Below are 19974 nucleotides of genomic sequence, written 5' to 3'. Positions count from 1 at the left end.
TCTTGACCCATCGGTTCGCGACTTACGTCGCTCCCACAGCATTCATGCAGGCTGCCAACGACTGCTTTCCTGCGATTCCTCCCCCGCTTGACCTGCGTCATGGAGCCCCCGTGCCGGGGCGCCGATGATGCGGCCGTTTCCCGAGGAGAGCCGCATCATGAATTCGACACGCAAGTTGTGGGTGGGGTTGGCGGCCCTGCTCATGGCGTCGTTCGCCGTCCTGCTATGGGTCGGCAGCGAGACCTACCGCCAGGCGCCACCCATGCCCGAACAGGTGGTCACCACCGACGGCAAGGTGGTCTACACCCGCCAGGACATCGAGACCGGCCGCCAGGTGTGGCAGTCCATCGGTGGCCAGCAGCTGGGCTCCATCTGGGGCCACGGCGGTTACGTGGCGCCCGACTGGGGCGCGGACTGGCTGCACCGCGAAGCGGAGGCGATCCTCGACCTGTGGGCCAAGCGCGACACCGGCGCGGACAGCTACAAGACGCTGGACGAAGCCACCCAGGCCGCCTACGCCAAGCGCGTGCAGTCACTGTTGCGGCCCAACACCTACGACGCCGCCACCGGCACCATCACGGTCGATGCCGATCGCGCGCAGGCCATGGGCCAGGTCGCCGACCACTACCAGCGCCTGTTCGGCCACGACCCTTCCACCGCGGAGCTGCGCGAGGCCTACGCCATGCGCAACGACACCGTGGCCGATGCCGAGCACCGTCGCCAGCTGACCGCGTTCTACTGGTGGGCATCGTGGGCGTCGGTCACCGAGCGCCCCGGCTCGGAGATCACCTACACCGCCAACTGGCCGCATGACGCGCTGGTCGGCAACACGCCGGCGTCCAACCTGCTCATCTGGACGGTGTTCAGCGTGCTGTTCCTGATCGCCGGCATCGGCCTGCTGGGCTGGCACTACGCCACCAGCCATGGCGAGGAAATGGTGCCGGTGCTGCCGAAGAAGGACCCGCTGGCCGCGATCAAGGTGACGCCCTCGATGCGCGCCACCGCCAAGTACTTCTGGGTGGTGATCGCGCTGTTCCTGGTGCAGATCCTGCTGGGCGCGACCACGGCGCACTACCAGGTCGAAGGCCAGGAGGCCTACGGCTTCGCGCTCGCCGAAATCCTGCCCTACTCGCTCACGCGCACCTGGCATACCCAACTGGCGGTGCTGTGGATCGCGACCGCCTGGCTGGGCATGGGCCTGTACATCGCCCCGGCGATTTCCGGACACGAGCCGAAGTTCCAGCGCCTGGGGGTGAACGTCCTGTGGGCGTGCCTGTTGATCATCGTGGTCGGTTCCTTCACCGGCCAGTGGCTGGCGGTGATGCAGAAGCTGGGGCTGGCCAGGAACTTCTGGTTCGGCCACCAGGGCTGGGAATACGTGGACCTGGGCCGCTTCTGGCAATGGTTCCTCTTTGTCGGCCTGCTGTTGTGGCTGACCCTGGTGGGACGCGCGCTGTGGCCGGCGATCCGCAAGGGCGACGATTCGCGTTCGATCGTGGGCCTGCTGTTCCTGTCGGTGGTGTGCATCGGCCTGTTCTACGCGGCCGGCCTGATGTGGGGCGAGCACACGCACCTGTCGATGGTCGAATACTGGCGCTGGTGGGTCGTGCACCTGTGGGTGGAAGGCTTCTTCGAGGTCTTCGCGGTGGCGGTGATCGCCTTCCTGTTCACCCGCCTGGGCCTGCTGCAGGTCCGCAGCGCGACGCTCACGGTGCTGTTCGCCACCATCGTGTTCATGGCCGGCGGCGTGCTGGGCACGCTGCACCACCTGTACTTCACCGGCACCACGCCGTCGGTGATCGCCCTGGGTGCGAGCTTCTCCGCGCTGGAAGTGGTGCCGCTGGCCTATGTCGGCTTCGAGGCCTACCACAACTACAAGCTGGGCAAGGCCACGCCGTGGATGGCGAAGTACAAGTGGCCGATCATGTTCTTCCTGGCGGTCTCGTTCTGGAACCTGGTGGGCGCCGGCCTGTTCGGCTTCCTGATCAACCCGCCGCTGCCGCTGTACTACATGCAGGGCCTGAACCTGACCGCCAACCATGGCCACACGGCGATGTTCGGTGTGTACGGCATGCTGGGCATCGGCCTGATGCTGTTCTGCCTGCGCGGTCTGAAGCCGGACGTGGCGTGGAACGAGAAGCTGCTGAAGACGGCGTTCTGGGCGCTCAACATCGGCCTGGCCGGCATGGCCGCCTTCACCCTGCTACCGCTGGGCATCCTGCAGCTGATCGCCTCGATCGACCACGGTTACTGGTACGCGCGCTCGGCCGAGTTCATGCAGCAGCCGATCGTGGAGATGCTGGTGTGGATGCGGGTGCCGGCCGACACGCTGTTCAGCGTGGGCGCGGTGGCGCTGGCCTGGTTCGTGTTCCGCCTGTGGGTGGCCCCGCGCCGCGAGCCCCTGCCCGCCGCGCAACCGAGCGAAGCCTGACCCTGGAACCGGCATCCGCGGATGGGGATGCCGGGCCACCTGCTGCAGGTTGCAGCCAGAGAGCCGCGCAAGCGGCTCTCTTTTTTGCGTGGGCATCAGATTGGAATCCTTCTCCCCGTTCACGGGGAGAAGGTGGCCGAAGGCCGGATGAGGGGCGCCGAAGCCGCGAACCCATGTACGTCCGGAAGCTCGCCCGGCGCAAACTCTGCGCAGCGTTTTGCCACTAACATCCACCGAGGCGGCGGACATCGCCGCTAGCTGGCGACTGGTGTTTCCACCTCAAGTGAACCCGATGCAATCGATGGAGCGATCATGGGCTACGAAATCCATATCACCCGCAAGACCGAATGGTTCGACGAAGACGGACCGGAGATATCGCTGGAGGACTGGAAGGCCTACATCGCATCGGACCCCGAAATGCGGCTGGACGGCTACGCGGAAGCGACCATGGAAAACGGCGACGTCTTCCGCACTGAGCACGACGGCATTGCGGTCTGGACCGCATATTCCGGACATGGCGTCGACGGCAACATGGCCTGGCTCTACCCCGGCTCAGGCGGCATCGTGGCCAAGAATCCGGACAGGGAAATCCTGGCCAAGATGTTCGAGATCGCCCAGGCGCTCGGCGCCCGCGTGGTGGGCGACGAAGGGGAAGAGTACGGGGCGGATGGGGAAATGGCCGAAGCCGCCGAGGCGGCCGAAGAAGCTGCATCGCCCGGCATGAAGCAGGCCAAGCGTCCGTGGTGGAAGATATTCTGATGCGGAAAGGCTCACGGGCTGGGCTGAGCAAAGCCCAGTACCCACACCGACTCGACCATGGAGCAAGAATCCTCTCGGCGGATAAAGATCACACTGTTGGGGTTTGCAGGCTTACCCCAACCTATGAACTAGGCGTCAATGCGCCTGGCCGTCGGGTCGCGTACATTCCCTTGTCATGAACCGTATCCATGCAGGCACACCATGAGATACCCCGGATTGCTGTTGGTCTGCCTGGCGGTCATGTCATCGACGGGGTGCTCGCGTCCGGCGCCTTCGCTTCCAGCCCAGCTCGTCGATATCCCGATGGCCCGCAAGCCCCAGCTTCCGGAAACCGAAGCCGCTTGCTCCCTGGTCGGCGGCTGGTGGGAGCGCCGGGGGCTGCCGCCCGGCGGGCCTTATGTCTGCGATTTCCCCGCACGCGATGCAAGAAAGATCTGCACGGACAATCGGCAATGCGAGGGCCGCTGTCTGGTGGCCGCCGACATCCCCAAGGGCGGTCCTGCCATCGGCAGTTGCTCCGATTCGATCCGCACGTACGGGTGCTTCAAGCAGATCGAAGATGACGTGGTACGGCATGTCTGCGTGGATGGCACGTGAGGCTTCTCGCGAACGTGGCCAATCCCGCCAGGAGAACTGCATGCGATTTCTTTCCATCTCCATGATGCTGGTCGGTGCGGCCATCGTCCTCGTGGGTTCGATCATGGTGCCTTCCTATTTGTCCAACGAGCGCCCTGCGATTCCACGGCCGGAGCGCGGACAGGTCGTCGCATTCAACAACCATGGAAAAGTCACCTACATCAGTAGACACGACGATCTGGTCCACAACGCGTACTTCATCGGAGGCGCTTTCATCAGCCTCCTCGGCGGAACCCTCTACCTGCGACAGGTGCCCCGTCGCCGGACATGACCCAAAGCGCCCGCGCCTTGGGGGGCGACGGATCAATGCGAACACCCACCACAGCACTGCCCCGCCTTGTGACCGCGCGGTTCGCTGTCACCGGCTTCGGCGTGTTCGCCGACCTCCTTGAGGATGGCGATCACGCGCTCGGTGGGCAGCGTGGTCATCACCATCAGCCGGCCGGTGCCGGCTTCCAGGCTGACTTCGGCTTCCGGGTCCCAGGCGCGCAGGGCCTCGGTCATGGCCTGCTGGCGTTGCGCGGAGGGTGCATGGGCGTGGTCGGACATCGGGCTTCCTGTGGTCGTGGGTGCGCGCTGGCGCGGATGGCAGGACTGTAGGCGTTCGCCACGCGCACGGCCTTGACCGGAATCAAGGCGACGCAGGCATGCGAATCGCGCCCGGCCTGACCCACGTCAAGGCGGTCGCGGGTCGGGGCGGGCACGCTGGCACCCATGAAGATCGACATCGTTCCCCCGCCCCGTCCGCGCGCCGCGCCGCCGCAGGCCGGCCTCTCGCCGGCGTGGCTGGCGCATGCACCGCATCGGCTGATGTTCTTCATCGGCGCCGGCAACGTATTGCTGGCGATGCTGTGGTGGGCGCTGTGGCTGGTGGCCACGCGCTGGAGCCTGTGGACGATGCCGCAGACACCGATCTACGCCGGCTGGCTGCATGCGTTCCTGATGCAGTACCTGGTGCTGCCCAGCTTCATCTTCGGCTTCCTGCTGACCGTGTTCCCGCGCTGGATGGGCATGGCCGACCTGAAGCGCTGGCATTACGTGCCGGTGGGCCTGGGCCTGATGGGCGGACAGCTGGCCATCCTGCTGGGCGTGGCGGGCTGGCAGGCGGGGCTGACCGTCGGCCTGTGGATGGCGCTGGCCGGCTGGACCACGGCACTGCTGACGCTGGGCCGGTTGCTCGCGGACGACACCGCCAGTACCTGGCACGCGCGCTCCTGCTTCGCCGGCTTGCTGCTGGGCTGGCTGGGGCTGGTGATGTTCATCGCCTTCGCGCTGGGCGCGTCGCCCACGTGGGCGTTCGCCAGCATCAAGCTCGGTGGCTTCGGCCTGCTGCTGCCGGTGTACGTGACGGTGGCGCACCGCATGTTCCCGTTCTTCGCCGGCAACGTGGTGCCGGGCTACGTGCCGTGGCGCTCGCTGCCATGGCTGGGCGCGGTGTGGGCCCTGCTGATGGCGCATCTGGGCCTGGAACTGGCGCACGCCTACGCCTGGCTGTGGCTGGCCGACGTGCCGCTGCTGGTGCTGACCGCGTGGGCGGTGCATCGCTGGTGGCCGCGCGGGCGCATGCCGGGACTGCTGGCCGTGCTGTTCGTCGGCACCGCATGGTTGCCCATCACTTTCCTGCTGTACGGGGTGCAGAGCATCACCTTCCTGGCGACGGGCGAGTTCGTGCTGGGGCGCGCGCCGATGCATGCGATGTTCATCGGTTTCTTCGGCAGCCTGCTGGTGGCGATGGTCACGCGGGTGACGCAGGGCCATTCCGGACGACCGCTGGAGATGCCGAAGGTGGCGTGGTTCGCCTTCGTCGCGATCCAGGGGGTGGCGGTGATGCGCATCGTGGCCGATGTCGCGCCGGATGCGATGGCGTGGCAGGCCGCCGCCGCCGTGGGCTGGCTGCTGGCGCTGGCGCCGTGGGTCGGGCGCATCGGTGGCATCTACCTGCGACCGCGTGCCGACGGGAGGCCCGGATGAGCGCCATGATGACCTTCTACCCCGACATCAAGCTGGTCCACATGGGCGCGGCGATGACCAGCGGCACGCTGTTCGCGCTGCGCGCACTCGCGCTGCTGGCCGGCATGCGCTGGCCGCGCGCGGCGGTGGTGCGCTACACCAGCTACACCATCGACACCGTGCTGCTGACCGGCGCGATGATGCTGCTGACGATCCTGCCGGCGGGCATGTTCGCCAACGGCTGGCTGACGGTGAAGATCGCCTTCCTGGTCGCCTACGTGGGGCTGGGCATCGCCGCGTTCCGTCCCGCACGCGGCAACGGTGCGCGCACCGCACTGGTGGTCGCGGCGGTGCTGTGCTTCCTGCAGGTGTATGGCATCGCCCGCGCCCACGATCCGTGGGGCTGGCTGCTGTGGCTGGGGAGTTGAACGCCATGGATACCGCTTTCGATACCGGACTGTTGCCCGAAGCCTTCGCGACCTGCGCCTGCTGCGTGCGCGAATCGCTGGACGCCGCCGGGCTGTCGCTGGACTGCGCGCCCGACCACCAGGACCCGGAGCCGGACGCATGGCACATGCCCTGACCCTGGTGCGGCTGGACCTGCGCGACCTGGCGGCACCGGAGCCGATGGAGCGCATCCTCGACTGCCTGCGCACCCTGCAGCGCGGTGAGCGCCTGGTGGCGCAGACGCCGCTGTTTCCCGCGCCGCTGCTGCCGATCCTGGACCAGTGGGGATTCGCATACCAGGTGCGCGATACCGAAGCGGGCAACGCCTGCATCGCGATCTGCCACGTCGCCGACCGGCATGTACTGGAGCCCCCGCAGGCGGCATGAGCGGACTGGCGTTCGCGTCGGCGCCGCGGCCGTCGCTGCCGATGCGCTTCCTGATCGCGGCGCTGGCGTGGGGCGCCGTGGCGGGGCTGTGGCTGGCCCGGCAAGGCGAGATCGCGCTGCTGTCGCGCTGGACGCCCGCGACGCTCGTGCTGGTGCACGTGTTCGCGCTGGGCCTGCTGGGCAACGCGATGCTGGGCAGCCTGGTGCAGTTCCTGCCCGTCGCCGCCGGCAGTCCCTTGCCGGGCACGCGTGTCGTGCCGTGGCTGCATGCAGCGTTCAACGCCGGCCTGGTCCTGCTGCTGGCGACGTTCGCCGTGTCTTCGCACGCACTGGCCCTGCCGGCGAGCGGACTGCTGGGCGGATCGCTGGCGATCTTCGCGCTGCTGGCACTGGCGGCCGTCATTCGCGGCAAAGGCGCACGCGTGGTGCGCGAAGGCATCGGCCTGGCGCTGCTCGCGTTGATCGCGACGGCGGCACTGGGCCTGCTGTTGCTGGCGGCACGCACCGGTTGGCGCGGGCCTGCGGCCGCGGACATGGTGGACGTGCACGCGGCCTTCGGCGTCATCGGCTGGGTGCTGGGATTGCTGGCCGCGGTGGGCGGAGTGACGCTACCGATGCTGCAGGGCACGCGCGCGCTGCCGGTCCCTGCATTGCGCACCTGGCAGGTCGCATCGATGCTGACGCTGGGCATCGCGGTGGCGACACTGGCGGACGTGCTCCCCGACAGCGCCTGGCGCCTCGCGGCGTGGCCGCCGGCCGCGTTCGCCCTCGCCGTATGCGTGCTGCAGGCGCGCGCACCGCATCGTCGCAATCCGGTCCTGCGCCGTTTCTGGCAGGCCGGCTGTGCGTGCCTGTTCGCCGCCAGCCTGCTCGTGCTGCGACCCGACGTGCCGCTGGTGCCGCTCGGCGTCCTGGTACTGGGGGTCGGCCTGCCGCTGCTGGTCGTCGGCATGGCGCTGGAGATCACCGCCTTCCTCACCTGGATCGCGTTGCGCCAGCGCGTACCGCGCGGCGTCCGTGTGCCCGGCGTGGGCAGCCTGTTCGAGGAAGCGGACAGGCGGCGCGCATTCGTCCTGCATGCCGTCGCGGGCGCATGGCTGGTGGCGGCCGCATTCGCGCCGGCCCTCGCCCGCGGCGCCGGCCTGGCGATCGCGCTCGCCTATGCGGTGAGCCTGCACGGGCAATGGCGCTGCTGGCGGCAGGCGGCGACGTGGCGGTGCGCTGGCGACTGATGTTCCAGCACCGTCCTCGTCCTGGAAGTCACGAACGACGGGCCGTTCGTGGCAGGCCTGTCGAACCACGCGTTCCACTGGGTCGGATAGCGGCAAGGGCCTCTTGATTCCTCGCAGAACGAACGGCATCGAGGGCCAGCGACCGCTCGACGCCGTTGTCAGCCGATACCGGTGCGTCAGTAGCGCAGGTTGAGCTTCATCCAGGCGGTGCGGCCAGGCTCGTTGATGCGCACCGGATCGGCCGGATAGCCGAAGGCGCTGTTGCCGCCCAGGTTGAGGTGCTCGCTGTAGGCGCGGTCGAACAGGTTGTCGATGCCCGCCGCGAGCTGCAGGCGATCGCTGAAGCGATAGCCCCCGTTGAGCGAGAACACCGCAAAGCCCGCGCTCGGCCCCAGGTCGCGTCCGACCACATTGCCCTGCGTGGTGCTCACCCGGTCCTGCGCGGCCGCCACGCGCCACAGCGCGCCCCACGACCATGGCCCGCGTTCATGGCTGACCGACAGGCGCGCCTCCAGCGGCGGCATCTGCGGCAGCGCCGTGCCGGTATCGCGTCCTTCGCCCCAGGCGTAGGACGCGGCGCCCGACAGTTTCCAGCTCTGGGCGGGACGCCAGTCGATGCCCGCTTCGCCGCCGCGGATACGGGCGTCCACGTTGTGTGCGCGGGTGGTGCTGCCCATCATCCCTGCGGTGTAGTCGAACAGGATGAAGTCCTGCACGCGGCCCGCGTACAGCGAGGCCCAGGCGTCCACCTTGGCACCGTTGAACTGCAGGCCGATGTCCAGCTGCGTGGTGCGCTCGGGCTGCACGCCGGCAAAAGCGTTAGGCGCACCGACTGGGCCGCGCGTGGGCGAGAACAGCTCCCAGTAGTCGGGCATGCGCTGCGTGTGGCCGAGGCCGGCATACGCGCCCCAGCGGCCACCCATGTCGTGCTCGTAGCGGACGAACGCACTGGGCAACGTCTCCCTGCGGACCATACCGGCGGTGGGATTGGGCATCGGCATCATGCCGCCGGTGCTGGCGCGCAGGTCCTGCGCCTCGGCGCGGTCGACGCGCACGCCGCTCATCACGTGGTGGGTATCGGTGATGTGCCAGTGCGATTCGGCGAAGGCGCCCCAGCTGTGGAACTTGGCGTCCACGCTCCACGGCAGCGCGAGGTAGGCTCCCCGCCCGCTGGCGCTGCGCCTGCGGTGCCGGCTGTCGCGCAGGTCCACGCCTGTGGTCACTTCCCAGCGCCCGGACTGCCAGGTGGTGGCGACGCGGCCGCCGCGCGTGCGGTGCGCCACGTTGCTGGCCATCGGCATGGGCATGCTGCCGGTGGGATCGGGGTCGCGCAGGCTGTAGTTGTCCATCACGTGGTCCACGTCGTTCTGGTAGACGTTGGCGACCACGGCATCGAGCACGCCGCCGATATGCTTCTTCTCGAAGCGCAGGCCCAGGCTGTCGCGGCGGAACTGCGCGCCGTCCATGCCGCGGCCGGCGTAGCGCGCCTGGGCGTCGCCGATGCCGGCGCTGAGTTCCAGCACCGTGTCTTCGTCGGGCGTCCAGCCGAGCGCGGCGTCTGTATTCCACTTCTTCCATGCCGACGGCACCCCGTCGCCATTGCCGTCCTGGTAGTCGTCGGCCTCGGAACGGTTGGCGGACACGCGCGCATAGCCTCGCGGCGTACCGGCGCTGATGTCCAGCACCTGGTCGTTGCGGTCGCGGCTGCCGGCCAGCAGGCTGCCGGTGGCCTGCACGCCCGGCTCGGCGAAGTACGGGATCTCGCGCTCGAAGCGCACCGTGCCGGCGGAAGCGCCGCCGCCCCACAGCACCGTCTGCGGCCCCTTGACGACGATCAGGCGGTCGTAGGTTTCCGGCGCGATGTACGACAGCGCGTTGTCCATGCGCGAGGGACAGGCGCCGCTCATCGCGCCGTCGTTGGTCATCAGGTTGATGCGCGAGCCGAACATGCCACGCAGCACCGGATCGCCGTTGGTACCGCCGCTGCGCAGCGTGGCGAAGCCGGGAATGGTCTTCAGGTAGTCCGCTCCGTCGCTGGCCGGCACCGGCTGCCGCGGCAGTTTGGGATCGGTGATGAAGGTGGTGGCCATGGCGGGCGCCACGCCGACCACGACGATGCCGTCCAGCGTGGTGGCGGGCATCGCATCGGCGTGCAGCGCGGCGTGCGATTCCTGTGCATGCGCGATCGGCATGTTCGCGAGCGCGCCCAGCAGGGCCATGCACAGCAGATTACGGTTCATGACGCTTCTCCTCGTGTGATGCCGCCATTCTCGCGACGCACCCTGGAGCGCAGATGCGACAAGGTGTCGCATCGATGCGCGCGCTTGACGTGAGTCAAGCCCCTGCGCGAATCCGTGCGTTCGCGCCCTTCCGATTGATTCAGATCAACGAGGTGCCGTGCGTGCATTTCCACCATGGCCGCACACCCACCGATGATCGACCGAGGAACGCACCATGAAACGCCTGTACCCCTCCCTGCTCGCCTGCGCACTCGCGGCACTGTCCGCTGCCCCCGCCTTCGCCGGCGAACAGGGCGGCCGCATCACGCCGGCCGGCGAAACCATCCACGCCGTGATGACGGCGCCGCCGATGGTGCCCCCGCCGATCACGCGCAAGACCCCGGCCCATGTCGTCGTCGACCTGGAGATGATCGAGAAGGACATGCGCATGGCCGATGGCGTGACCTACAACTTCTGGACGTTCGGCGGCACCGTGCCCGGCAGCTTCATCCGCGTGCGCAAGGGCGACACGGTGGAGTTCAAGCTGAAGAACCGCCACGACTCGCACATGTCGCACAACATCGACCTGCATGCCGTCACCGGCCAGGGCGGCGGTGCGGAAGCCACGTTCACCCTGCCGGGGCATGAAACGCAGTTCTCCTTCAAGGCGCTGAACCCCGGCCTGTACATCTACCACTGCGCGATGGCGCCGGTCGGCATGCACATCGCCAACGGCATGTACGGCCTGATCCTGGTGGAGCCGGAAGAAGGCCTGCCGCCGGTGGACAAGGAGTTCTACGTGGTGCAGGGCGACTTCTACACCGAAGGCGCGTACGGCGAGCCCGGCCTGCAGCCCTTCAGCCTGGAGAAGGCGATCGACGAGCATCCCACCTACGTGGTGTTCAACGGCTCGGTGGACGCGCTGCAGGGCGACAACGCACTGACGGCGAAGGCGGGCGAAACCATCCGCATGTTCGTCGGCAACGGCGGCCCGAACCTGGTGTCCAGCTTCCACGTGATCGGCGAGATCTTCGACAAGGTCTACACCGAAGGCGGCAGCAAGTACCAGGAGAACGTGCAGACCACGCTGATCCCCGCCGGCGGTTCGGCCATGGTCGAGTTCAAGGCCGACGTGCCCGGCAACTTCGTGCTGGTGGACCACAGCATCTTCCGCACGTTCCACAAGGGTTCGCTGGGCATCCTGAAGGTGGAGGGACAGAAGAATCCCGACATCTACACGGGCCAGCAGCACGACATCGAGTATCCGGAAGCCAAGCCGGCGGCCGGCAAGTGAGGACAGGATGAAACGGATGCCGCCTTCGACCGCCACGTTCCTGCTGCTCGCGCTGGCATCGGCGTTCGCCATCGCCGGCGACGCGGACAGCGGATACCGGCGCATCGAGGGCGGCGATTTCCGTTCGTCCGTGCGCTTCGAGGAGGACACCCGCGTGGTGCGGGTGCCCTCGTTCGCGCTGATGGCACGGCCTGTCAGCAATCGCGATTTCGCCGGATTCCTCGCGCGCCAGCCGCAGTGGCGACGCGACCGCATTCCCGCGGTATTCGCCAGCCCGGGCTATTTGGGCCACTGGACCACGGCCGACGCACCCGGGCCGGCGCTCGATCCGGACGCGCCGGTCGTGCACATCAACTGGTACGCCGCCGATGCCTACTGCCGCGCGCAGCAGGCGCGGCTGCCGCGCTTCGTCGAATGGGAATACGCGGCCGCCGCCGACGCCACGCGCCGCGACGCGCGCGCCGATGGCGCGTGGCGGATGCGCCAGGTCAACGACGGCACGCCCCACGCCATCGATGCGGCCGCGGACGCGCCTGCCAATGCCTACGGCGTCCATGGCCTGCACGGCGCGCACTGGGAATGGAGCGAGGATGTCGCCTCGCTGCTGGGCGACGGCGACCGTCGCGGCCAGCAGGACGGCGATGCCCTGCGCTACTGCGGCGCCACGGCCATGAGCTTCAACGACCCCGGCGACTATGGTGTGGTCAAGCGCTTCGTGCTGCTCTCCGCGCTGCCACCCGACGCCACGCTGGGCAACCTCGGTTTCCGCTGTGCCAGGAGCACGCCATGAAGATCGCCTCCCTGTTCCTTTCCCTGCTGGTCCTCGCCGCGCCGCTGCGCGCGCAGCCGCTGCCCGGCGATTCGGTCTACCACCTGCAGGCGGGCACGCAGGCCGCCGACGGACAACCGGTCGCCTGGTCCTCGCTGCGCGGCCAGCCCCGGCTGGTGTCGATGTTCTATACGAACTGCCACCTGATGTGCCCGCTGATCATCGAGAACGCCAAGAGCGTGCAGAAGCAGCTGTCGCCCGCCGAGCGCCGGCGGCTGGGCGTGGTCATGGTCAGCCTGGACCCGGCACGCGACACCCCGTCCGCGATGCGGGACGTCGCGCAGCGCCACCGCGTGCCGGACGGCTGGCGGTTCCTCACACCCGCGGCCGACGACGTGCGCGCCATCGCCAGCGTACTGGACGTGCGCTACCGGTTCCGCGACGACGGCAGCATCAACCACACCAGCGTGCTGGTGCTGCTGGACGCCGACGGCCGCGTGCGTGCGCGCAGCGAGGTGACCGGTGCCGCCGCGGATCCGCAGTTCCTGACCCAGGTCAAGGCGCTGCTCGCCGGACCGTGATGTCATGGTCCCACACCCACCCAAACGATGAACGACGGAGCCACACGATGAAACTCTCCCACTCCCTGCTCGCCCTTGCCCTGTTCGGCGCCGCCGGCATGGCCCAGGCCGCCGGCAACTGCACGGTCAGCCTGAAGGGCGACGACACCATGAAGTTCGACCTGAAGGAGGCCACCGTCTCCGCCAGCTGTGCCACCATCACCCTCGAGCTGACGCATACCGGCAAGCTGCCGGCCGCGGCGATGGGCCACAACGTGGTGGTGTCGAAGACCGCCGACCTGGCCGGCGTGGCACGCGACGGCATGAAGGCCGGCGCGGCGGGCGCCTACGTCCCGGCCGGCGACGCGCGCGTGATCGCGCATACCGCACTGATCGGCGGCGGGCAGAAGACGAAGATCACCTTCCCTGGCAAGAAGCTGACCGCCGGCGGCGACTACAGCTTCTTCTGCAGCTTCCCTGGCCACTCCACGCTGATGAAGGGCAAGCTGGTCGTCACCAAGTAACTCCTCTGCTGCGCCGCCCCCGGGCGGCGCAGCGCGTTCCGGAGACCGCGCATGGAATACGTCATCCGCCTGGACGATGCGCTCGCCGACTTGGCCGCGATCGAACGGCCACTGCTCGATCTCGATCCCGCCGCCGTGCTCGACCGCGACGCCGCGACCGGCACGCTCCGCTGCTCGACCAGCGCACTCGCCGTGGAACTCATGCTTGTGTTCGCCCAGGCCGGCCACCGGCTCGCGCCCGACGCCATCGAACGGCTGCCGTCGGTGTGCTGCGGCGGCTGCAGCGGCTAAGGCGCACCACGCGCGCTCACGCCAGGCAGGGCAGCTCCACCGACACCGACAGGCCGCCCCAGTGCGGCGACTGCGCCAACCGGATGGTGCCGGCGTGTGCCGTGACCACTTCCTTGACGATCGCCAACCCAAGCCCACTGCCCTCGTGGCGGCTGCCCAGCCGGCGGTAGAACCGGTCGAACACGCGCTCGCGTTCGTCGTCGGGAATGCCGGGACCACTGTCGTCCACCGACAGGAAGGCGCGGCCATCGGCTTTCCACGTGCGCACCTCGACGGTGGCGCCGGCCGGCGCATAGCGCGCGGCGTTCTCCACCAGATTGCGCACCAGCAGGCCGAGCGCGATTTCGTCGCCCGACACCAGCACAGGCTGCAGATCCAGGCGCAGGGTCTGCCCCCGCGCATCGAGCAACGGCCGGGCGGCGTCGATCTCGATGCCGGCCAGCGCGGCCAGGTCCAGCCGCGTCCGCGCCACCACGCGTCCCGTGCTTTCCGCGCGACTCAACGACAGCAACTGCGCCACCAGACGTTCGACGCGCTGCACGCTGGCGGTCAGCAGCTGCTGGGACGCTTCGCGTTCGCCCTCGTCGCCGGCGTGGCATGCGTTGTCGGCATGCACCTTCAGCGCGCTGATGGGCGTGCGCAGTTCGTGCGCGGCATCGGCCACGAAGGTGCGCTCGCGCGCCAGGGCGGCATCCAGCCGTTGCAGCAGGCCGTTGATCGCATCGACCAGGCCACGCGCCTCCAGCGGCACCTGGGCCGGATCCAGCGGCGTCATCCGCTCGGGGTCGCGCTGGCCGATCTCGTGCGACATGCGCCGCAGCGAGCGCGTGGCCAGTGCGACGCTCCACCAGACCGCCAGGGCGATCAGCGGCAGCGACAGCAGCAGCGGCAGCAGCGTGCCGCCGGCGATGTCGCCCGCCAGTTCCTCCCGGATGTCGGTGAGCTCGGCCGACTGGAACCATCGACCGTTCGGCGACCGCAGGGTGAACGCGCGCCAGTGCGCGCCATCCACCACCACGTCCTCGTATCCGGCCTTCAACGTCGCCAAGGGCCGCGCCGGCGCACTGTCCGAGCGCAGCAGCAGCCGACCCTGGGCGTCCCAGACCTGGAAGGCCAGCTTGTTCTCGTAGGCATGGCCGTCGTTGAACGCCAGCGCCTCGCCCACGCCGTGCGCCTGCCCGTGCCAGCCGCGCAGCACGATCGGCTCGCCCGGAAACGCGTTCAGTTCGCTGAGCGGCTCGTCGACCAGGCTGACCAGCACGCGAGTGGACTGCACCAGGCGGGCATCGAACATCTCGCCGGCTTCCTGCAGGCCGGCCCGGTAGCTGAGCAGGCCCGCCGCCGCCATCACCACCGCCAGCGTGCCCAGCAACAGCCACAGCAGGGTGGCGCGCATCGACCTCATGGCGCATCCCCGACGGCATCGCCCAAGGCATAGCCGAGTCCGCGCACAGTGCGGATGATGCCGGGCTCCAGCTTGCGGCGGAGCTGGTGGACATGGACATCGACGGCGTTGCTGGCCACGTCCGCATCCCAGCCGTACAGGTGCCGCTGGATCGCGTCGCGCGCCATCGGACGACCGCGCTGCTCCATCAGCACGCGCAGCAGCGCGAACTCGCGGCGGGTCAGGTCGAGCGGCCGCCCTTTCCAGCTGGCGGTGAGCGCGGCCGGGTCCAGCCGCAGCGGGCCCGATTCCAGCGTGGGATTGGCACGGCCGGCACTGCGCCGGATCAGCGCACGCACGCGCGCCAGCAGTTCGGCGGTATCGAAGGGCTTGCCCAGATAATCGTCCGCGCCCACGTCCAGGCCGAGGGTGCGGTCGGCCGGGCGCTCGCGCGCGCTCAGCACGAGGACCGGCACGGCATCGCCGGCGGCGCGCAGCTGACGGATCACCTCGATGCCGTCCATCCGCGGCAGCCCCAGGTCCAGCACGACCAGGTCGAAACCGCCGCCACGCAGGGCCAGCAGCCCGCTGGCCCCGTCCTGCACCCAGTCGACGGCGAAGGCCCCACGCCGCAGCGCGGTACGGATGCCTTCGCCCAGCGACAGATCGTCTTCCACCAGCAGGATGCGCATGCAGCCAGTCTGGTGGCCGTCTCCTCAGTGCGCAAGGTGCGCTGCGACTTCCTTCAGCTTGGCCTGCGCCTCCTGGCGACGGCCTGCATCGGCCACCTCGCGGCCGGGGCGAGCGGGGGCCGCCAGCGCCTTCTGGAAGGCCGTGCGGGCACCGGCCCAGTCCTTCTGGTCGCGCAGGAAATCCGCGTAGAAGTAGTTGGCGTCGATGCCGTCCGGATCGATGGCCAGTCCCTTGCGCAGCATCGTGCGCGCGGCCGCATCGTCGCCGAACCCCAGCGGCCAGCCGGGGACCTGGTAATACAGGGCACCCAGGCTGGTGTAGGCGGCACCGTCCAGCGCGCTCGCATCGAGCTTGATGGCCGCCTCGAAATCCGCGCGTGCCCGCTTCACCAGGCCCAGCGCGCCCATGCCGCCCTTCTCGCCGGCCAGGCTGGACAGCACGATGCCCTCCCAGATCAGCGCCGCGGCATCGCGCGGAGTGGCCTGGCGGATCTTCTCGGACTGGTGCAGCAGTGCTTCGAACGCGGCTTCCCGCTGCGGCTTGGGCAGCTGGTAGTTGATCTGCGCCCAGCGGTCGCGCACCTGGTTGACGCTGCTCGTCGCCGGCTCGCCGGCCACGGCGATGCCGACCAGCAGCGCCGTGGACATCAGGATGAGGAAGAACATGGATTTACCGTGGGTGCGCTTCATGGGGAACGTGCTCCGTCGTGGACAGGGGTGACCGTCGCGCATGCTTGCGGACGGCGGGAAGGCGGGACCGCAGGCTGCGGTCGACAAGGCCCGGCAGCAGGCCGTTGAGGCGGGCGAACAGCTTCTCCGGCCAGCCGATCTGCATGCGTGCGGTGCCGCGTTCGATGGCGCGGACCAGCTGGCGTGCCACCTCGGCCGGCGCATCGCTGGCGGTCTTCAGTTCGGCGTTCAGGGCGTCGACGGCCGGCGTGTTGAAGGGCGTGCGCGTGGCGCGGGGCGACAGGTACTGGAAGCGCAGCGGCGTGTCGGCGTACTCCCGTGCCAGGGCTTCGGTCAGTCCGCGCAGGCCGGACTTGCTGGCGCTGTAGGCGGCGAAGCCGGGAAACGCCAGGCTGCCGAAGGTCGAGCCGACCACGACGACCGACGCCGGCGCGTGCGTGCCCAGCACCGGCAGCAGCGCGTGCACCAGCAGCATGGGCGCCACCAAGTTGGTCTGCACCAGCCGCGCCATGTCCTCGGGGGACTGGTCGGCGAACAGGCCGAACGCGCCCTGGGCGTGCGCCACCACCAGCACCGAGGGCGTGGGGTTGGCCGCGGCCGCGGCGCGCACGACCTGCGCGCGTCCTTCGTCGGTGGCGACATCCGCCGCCACCCATGACAGAGCACCCGCGGGCAGGTGCTGGGCGAGCCGGCGCAACCTGCCTTCGTTGCGGCCCACCGCCAGCACGCGCGCGCCCGCGGCGATCAGGGCCGCGCACAGCGGCTCGCCGATGCCGCCGCTGGCGCCGGTCACCATCACCGTCCTGCCGGCCAGTTCCATCACGCCGCCTCCGCCAGGCGGGCACCACCGTCGCGCAGCGTGCGGAAGATGTCGCCGTACAGCACATAGAAGCGGCGCGCCGCGTGCACGATGGCGGCCTTGTCGCCCTCATCGTCGATGCGATCCATCAGGCGCTTGAAGAAGCCCACATGCTCGATGTCCAGGTCGCCGTGGGAGAGCAGGTAACTGAAGGCGTTGCGGGGAAGGTCCAGCGAGGTCTGCAGCGTGTTGGCGGCGCGCGTGGCGAGCGCGACGCTGGTGCCCTCCAGCACCAGCACCATGCCGAAGAAGCCGACCGGATTGCCGCGCTGGATGGTGTCGTAGGCGTAGCTGACCATCAGTTCGGTGGCGAGCGAAGGGGAAGACGCCTCCGCGGCGGCCCGGTCCTCGCCGCAGGCGGCGATGTCGTCCAGCACCCATTCGTGATGGCCCATTTCCTCTTCGATGTACTCGCCCACCGCCGTGCGCAACCACTCCAGGCGGGCCGGCAGCCGCGCCCCGCAGGCCATCAGCAGCGGCACGGTATGGCGGACGTGGTGGAAGGCCTGATTGAGGAAAGCCACGTAGTCCTCGCGCGCGATCCGGCCCGCCAGCGCGGACTGGATGATCGGGACGGACAGCAGGCCGTTGCGTTCGTGCGCAGTCTGCGCGACCAGCTCATCATGGAAACTCATGCGGCAACTCCGGAGGGGGATACATTCGGGGGGCGGCGGTAGCAGGCGTCGATCTCGGCCTGATAGCGGCCGAGGATCGCTTCGCGGCGCGGGCGACCGTTGGCGGTCATCAAGCCCGCATCGGCGGTGAAGGGAGCGCCGGCACGCACGAAGCGGGCGACGCGTGCGTAATCGGGCAGGCCCGCGTTGATGTCGGCCAGCGCACGTGCGAGACGGGCGTCGTCGATGTCGGCGCGTCGCGGCACCAGCACCGCGACGTTGTCCGCCTGGGCCTCGCCCCAGACCACGGCCTGGGCGATCGCGGGATGCGCCAGCAGTTCGCTTTCGACCCACTCAGGCGACACATTGCGGCCGAACGCAGTGATGAACACGTTCTTGCGGCGACCGGTGATGTGCACGTGACCCTCGGCGTCCTGGTAACCGAGGTCACCGGTGCGGACAGGGCCGTCCGGCAGCGGTTCGCCGCCGAGATAGGCGAGTGCACGCGCACCTTCGACCTGGATCTCGCCCTCCACGATCGAGACGCGGGCATGCGGCAGCGGACGGCCGACGCTGCCATCGCGCGTGGCCTCCGGGCGGTTGAGGCACACCACCGAGCCGCATTCGGTCAGACCATAGCCTTCGAAAACGGGCAGCCCGAGCGCGCGGGCGCGCTGCAGCAGGCCCGGCCCCACGCGCCCGCCACCGACGGCGATGTAGCGCAGCGAAGCCGGGAGCGGCGCACCCTGCTCGGCCGCCATCACCAGCGCCAGCAACAGCTGCGGCACCAGGATCACGCTCTCCGGCTGGTAACGGTGAAGGCAACGCAGCAGCGTGGGCACATCCAGGCCGGTGGCGCCGGTGTAGCCGATTTCCGACAGCGACGGCAGCGCGATGTCCGCATCCGCCAGCAGGGTCGCGTACAGGCCCGCCACGTTCTCCAGCAGCGTTGCCAGCGGCATCAGGCACAGGTGCCGACGCGGTGCGATCGGCGCCGCGGCATCCACCAGCGACGCGGCCACGGTGAACAGCGTGTCCGCGTCCAGGCATACACCGCGCGGGCGACCCGTGGTGCCGGAGGTATAGGTGATGCACGCCGTGCGATGCGGCAGTTCAGGCCCTGGCGCATCGTGCGCCGGGGTGCGCCAGTACGCCAGCCGCTCGCTGTCGAGGAATCCGCTGAGTGCTTCCACGCCAGGCGGCATGGCGTCCTCGCGCGCCGTCACCACGCACTGCGCGCCGCTGCTCGCCAGCGCATGCCGTATCTGCGCCTCGGAGAAGAACACCGGCAGCGGCACATGCACGCCCCCGATCTCGCGCAGGGCCAGGTCCAGCACGAACCAGCTGGGTCCATTGTCCAGGCGGCTGGCGACGCGGCGGATGCCGGTCCTGGCCAGCCACGCCACCAGCGCGTCGATCCGCGCCGCCAGTGCGGCATCGTCCAGCGAGCCCTGGGCGCTGATGACGCGCGGCGCATTCCGCCGTGCCCCGCGCAGCACGACATCCATCGGCCGCGTCATGGCGCACCCGCCAGGCAGGCATCCGGCGCGTTGCAGGCCGCCGGCCGCTCCACGCCGCGCAGATAGGCGACGCCCTCGGCCAGATTGCCGCAGATGAGCCGGGGACGCGCGTCGTAATAGCGCCCCCAGTCCGCGCCGGCATCGCCCAGGCGCTCGGCGCGCGCTTCGGCCAGCTCCAGCATCGGCAGGCGCAGCCGCTCGAAGGCGTTGCGCAGCTGCTGCGTGGCGACCAGCAATACCCAATCCATGCCGGCCGCCTGCAGGGTCAGCGCCAGCTGCAGGATCAGTTCGCGTGCGATCCCGGGCGAGGTGGCCGCGAAATTCCCCACTTCCACCACGCGGCGGCGGTCGATGTGTGCGATGCCTCGCCGTGCCATGGCGTGTTCCACCGGTCCGTCCAGATAGTGCTCGACGAACAGCGGCCCCTCCGCGCCGGCGCGGATGCCCACGGCGGCGGCCAGGCGGCCGTCGCTGTCCCGGTAGGCGATCAGGTGGGGGAAGAAGTTCCGCAGGACCGCGCCGTAGCGGTCCCGATAGACGTCGGCGATGAAGGCTTCCACGGCCTCGCGGCCGGGGTCGTCGCGCTCCACCAGCTGGACGCTGACGAAGCGTCCGGGAAGGGGCGCCAGGGCGATGTGGGGGCGGATCCAGTGCATGGCGGGCATGCTGGAAGCGCCGGATTAAGGCTCGATTAGGTGCGAGTTAAGCGCTCATTA

The 19974-nt window shown here is 69.3% G+C and carries 23 protein-coding genes; 14 read left to right on the top strand and 9 right to left on the bottom strand.

Annotated elements, in window-relative coordinates; genetic code table 11:
• The first annotated feature begins 157 nt into the window (after positions 1-157).
• From V8246_RS07190 to V8246_RS07175, 4 genes are all read left to right on the top strand, one after another.
• Positions 158-2431: a nitric-oxide reductase large subunit gene (locus V8246_RS07190; protein WP_336188566.1), complete on the top strand. Its 2274-nt coding sequence runs from the start codon at positions 158-160 to the stop codon at positions 2429-2431.
• A 312-nt stretch (positions 2432-2743) separates the two neighbouring features.
• Positions 2744-3190, top strand: a complete 447-nt coding sequence (locus tag V8246_RS07185; RefSeq protein WP_336188565.1) for a hypothetical protein — start codon at positions 2744-2746, stop codon at positions 3188-3190.
• A 303-nt stretch (positions 3191-3493) separates the two neighbouring features.
• Entirely contained in the window at positions 3494-3787 is a 294-nt protein-coding gene (locus V8246_RS07180; protein WP_271248985.1) for a hypothetical protein, read from the top strand.
• A 40-nt stretch (positions 3788-3827) separates the two neighbouring features.
• Complete coding sequence (locus V8246_RS07175; RefSeq protein WP_271248984.1) at positions 3828-4097, top strand: hypothetical protein; 270 nt, start codon at positions 3828-3830, stop codon at positions 4095-4097.
• A 32-nt stretch (positions 4098-4129) separates the two neighbouring features.
• Here V8246_RS07175 and V8246_RS07170 read toward each other — a convergent pair whose 3' ends face one another.
• Positions 4130-4375, bottom strand: a complete 246-nt coding sequence (locus tag V8246_RS07170) for a hypothetical protein (RefSeq protein ID WP_185894354.1) — start codon at positions 4373-4375, stop codon at positions 4130-4132.
• A 165-nt stretch (positions 4376-4540) separates the two neighbouring features.
• Between V8246_RS07170 and V8246_RS07165 the strand changes: the two genes are divergently transcribed.
• Genes V8246_RS07165 through V8246_RS07145 form a run of 5 tightly spaced genes read left to right on the top strand, consistent with a single transcriptional unit; the run spans position 4541 to position 7842 of the window.
• A complete protein-coding gene (locus V8246_RS07165; protein ID WP_336188564.1) occupies positions 4541-5797 on the top strand; it encodes an NnrS family protein in 1257 nt (418 codons plus the stop codon).
• Entirely contained in the window at positions 5794-6204 is a 411-nt protein-coding gene (locus tag V8246_RS07160) for a SirB2 family protein (RefSeq protein WP_313221289.1), read from the top strand. The genes V8246_RS07165 and V8246_RS07160 overlap by 4 nt, the downstream gene beginning before the upstream one ends.
• 5 nt (positions 6205-6209) lie before the next feature.
• Entirely contained in the window at positions 6210-6359 is a 150-nt protein-coding gene (locus tag V8246_RS07155; RefSeq protein WP_162108212.1) for a hypothetical protein, read from the top strand.
• On the top strand, positions 6344-6610 hold the full coding sequence (locus tag V8246_RS07150) for a DUF2249 domain-containing protein (protein ID WP_336188563.1): 267 nt from the start codon (positions 6344-6346) through the stop codon (positions 6608-6610). The genes V8246_RS07155 and V8246_RS07150 overlap by 16 nt, the downstream gene beginning before the upstream one ends.
• Positions 6607-7842 (top strand): hypothetical protein, encoded by a 1236-nt coding sequence (locus tag V8246_RS07145; protein WP_336188562.1) that lies wholly within the window; start codon positions 6607-6609, stop codon positions 7840-7842. The genes V8246_RS07150 and V8246_RS07145 overlap by 4 nt, the downstream gene beginning before the upstream one ends.
• Before the next feature lie 176 nt (positions 7843-8018).
• Here the strand turns inward: V8246_RS07145 and V8246_RS07140 are convergent, their stop codons facing one another.
• Positions 8019-10034 (bottom strand): TonB-dependent copper receptor, encoded by a 2016-nt coding sequence (locus tag V8246_RS07140; RefSeq protein WP_336189065.1) that lies wholly within the window; start codon positions 10032-10034, stop codon positions 8019-8021.
• A gap of 262 nt (positions 10035-10296) precedes the next feature.
• Here V8246_RS07140 and nirK point away from each other — a divergent pair, with 262 nt between their 5' ends.
• Genes nirK through V8246_RS07115 form a run of 5 tightly spaced genes read left to right on the top strand, consistent with a single transcriptional unit; the run spans position 10297 to position 13499 of the window.
• A complete protein-coding gene (gene nirK / locus V8246_RS07135) occupies positions 10297-11355 on the top strand; it encodes a copper-containing nitrite reductase (RefSeq protein ID WP_162108216.1) in 1059 nt (352 codons plus the stop codon).
• A 16-nt stretch (positions 11356-11371) separates the two neighbouring features.
• Positions 11372-12145 carry an SUMF1/EgtB/PvdO family nonheme iron enzyme gene (locus V8246_RS07130; RefSeq protein WP_336188561.1) on the top strand — a complete coding sequence of 258 codons (774 nt, stop codon included), beginning with the start codon at positions 11372-11374 and terminating at the stop codon, positions 12143-12145.
• A complete protein-coding gene (locus tag V8246_RS07125; RefSeq protein ID WP_336188560.1) occupies positions 12142-12705 on the top strand; it encodes an SCO family protein in 564 nt (187 codons plus the stop codon). The genes V8246_RS07130 and V8246_RS07125 overlap by 4 nt, the downstream gene beginning before the upstream one ends.
• Positions 12706-12752: 47 nt before the next feature.
• Positions 12753-13208 carry an azurin gene (azu, locus tag V8246_RS07120; RefSeq protein WP_336188559.1) on the top strand — a complete coding sequence of 152 codons (456 nt, stop codon included), beginning with the start codon at positions 12753-12755 and terminating at the stop codon, positions 13206-13208.
• A gap of 51 nt (positions 13209-13259) precedes the next feature.
• Positions 13260-13499 (top strand): hypothetical protein, encoded by a 240-nt coding sequence (locus V8246_RS07115; RefSeq protein WP_336188558.1) that lies wholly within the window; start codon positions 13260-13262, stop codon positions 13497-13499.
• Between the two features lie 16 nt (positions 13500-13515).
• Here V8246_RS07115 and V8246_RS07110 read toward each other — a convergent pair whose 3' ends face one another.
• The 7 genes from V8246_RS07110 to V8246_RS07080 are packed head-to-tail and all read right to left on the bottom strand — an operon-like array spanning position 13516 to position 19914.
• Positions 13516-14883, bottom strand: coding sequence for an ATP-binding protein (locus V8246_RS07110; RefSeq protein ID WP_336189064.1), 1368 nt, complete (start codon positions 14881-14883; stop codon positions 13516-13518).
• Between the two features lie 17 nt (positions 14884-14900).
• Positions 14901-15575, bottom strand: a complete 675-nt coding sequence (locus V8246_RS07105) for a response regulator transcription factor (RefSeq protein ID WP_336188557.1) — start codon at positions 15573-15575, stop codon at positions 14901-14903.
• A 24-nt stretch (positions 15576-15599) separates the two neighbouring features.
• Positions 15600-16241: a hypothetical protein gene (locus tag V8246_RS07100; RefSeq protein ID WP_336189063.1), complete on the bottom strand. Its 642-nt coding sequence runs from the start codon at positions 16239-16241 to the stop codon at positions 15600-15602.
• A 4-nt stretch (positions 16242-16245) separates the two neighbouring features.
• On the bottom strand, positions 16246-17085 hold the full coding sequence (locus V8246_RS07095; protein WP_336189062.1) for an SDR family oxidoreductase: 840 nt from the start codon (positions 17083-17085) through the stop codon (positions 16246-16248).
• Entirely contained in the window at positions 17085-17759 is a 675-nt protein-coding gene (locus V8246_RS07090) for an iron-containing redox enzyme family protein (protein WP_253457182.1), read from the bottom strand. The genes V8246_RS07095 and V8246_RS07090 overlap by 1 nt, the downstream gene beginning before the upstream one ends.
• Positions 17756-19258 carry an AMP-binding protein gene (locus tag V8246_RS07085; protein ID WP_336188556.1) on the bottom strand — a complete coding sequence of 501 codons (1503 nt, stop codon included), beginning with the start codon at positions 19256-19258 and terminating at the stop codon, positions 17756-17758. Before V8246_RS07085 ends, V8246_RS07090 begins: the two co-directional genes overlap by 4 nt.
• A complete protein-coding gene (locus V8246_RS07080; RefSeq protein WP_336188555.1) occupies positions 19255-19914 on the bottom strand; it encodes a thermostable hemolysin in 660 nt (219 codons plus the stop codon). Before V8246_RS07080 ends, V8246_RS07085 begins: the two co-directional genes overlap by 4 nt.
• Between the last annotated feature and the right edge of the window lie 60 nt (positions 19915-19974).

The organism is Pseudoxanthomonas sp. F11, from assembly GCF_037046485.1.
Classification (GTDB): domain Bacteria; phylum Pseudomonadota; class Gammaproteobacteria; order Xanthomonadales; family Xanthomonadaceae; genus Pseudoxanthomonas_A.
The sequence above is the reverse complement of the archived record's forward strand: the minus strand, read 5'-3'. Positions and strand labels throughout refer to the sequence as shown.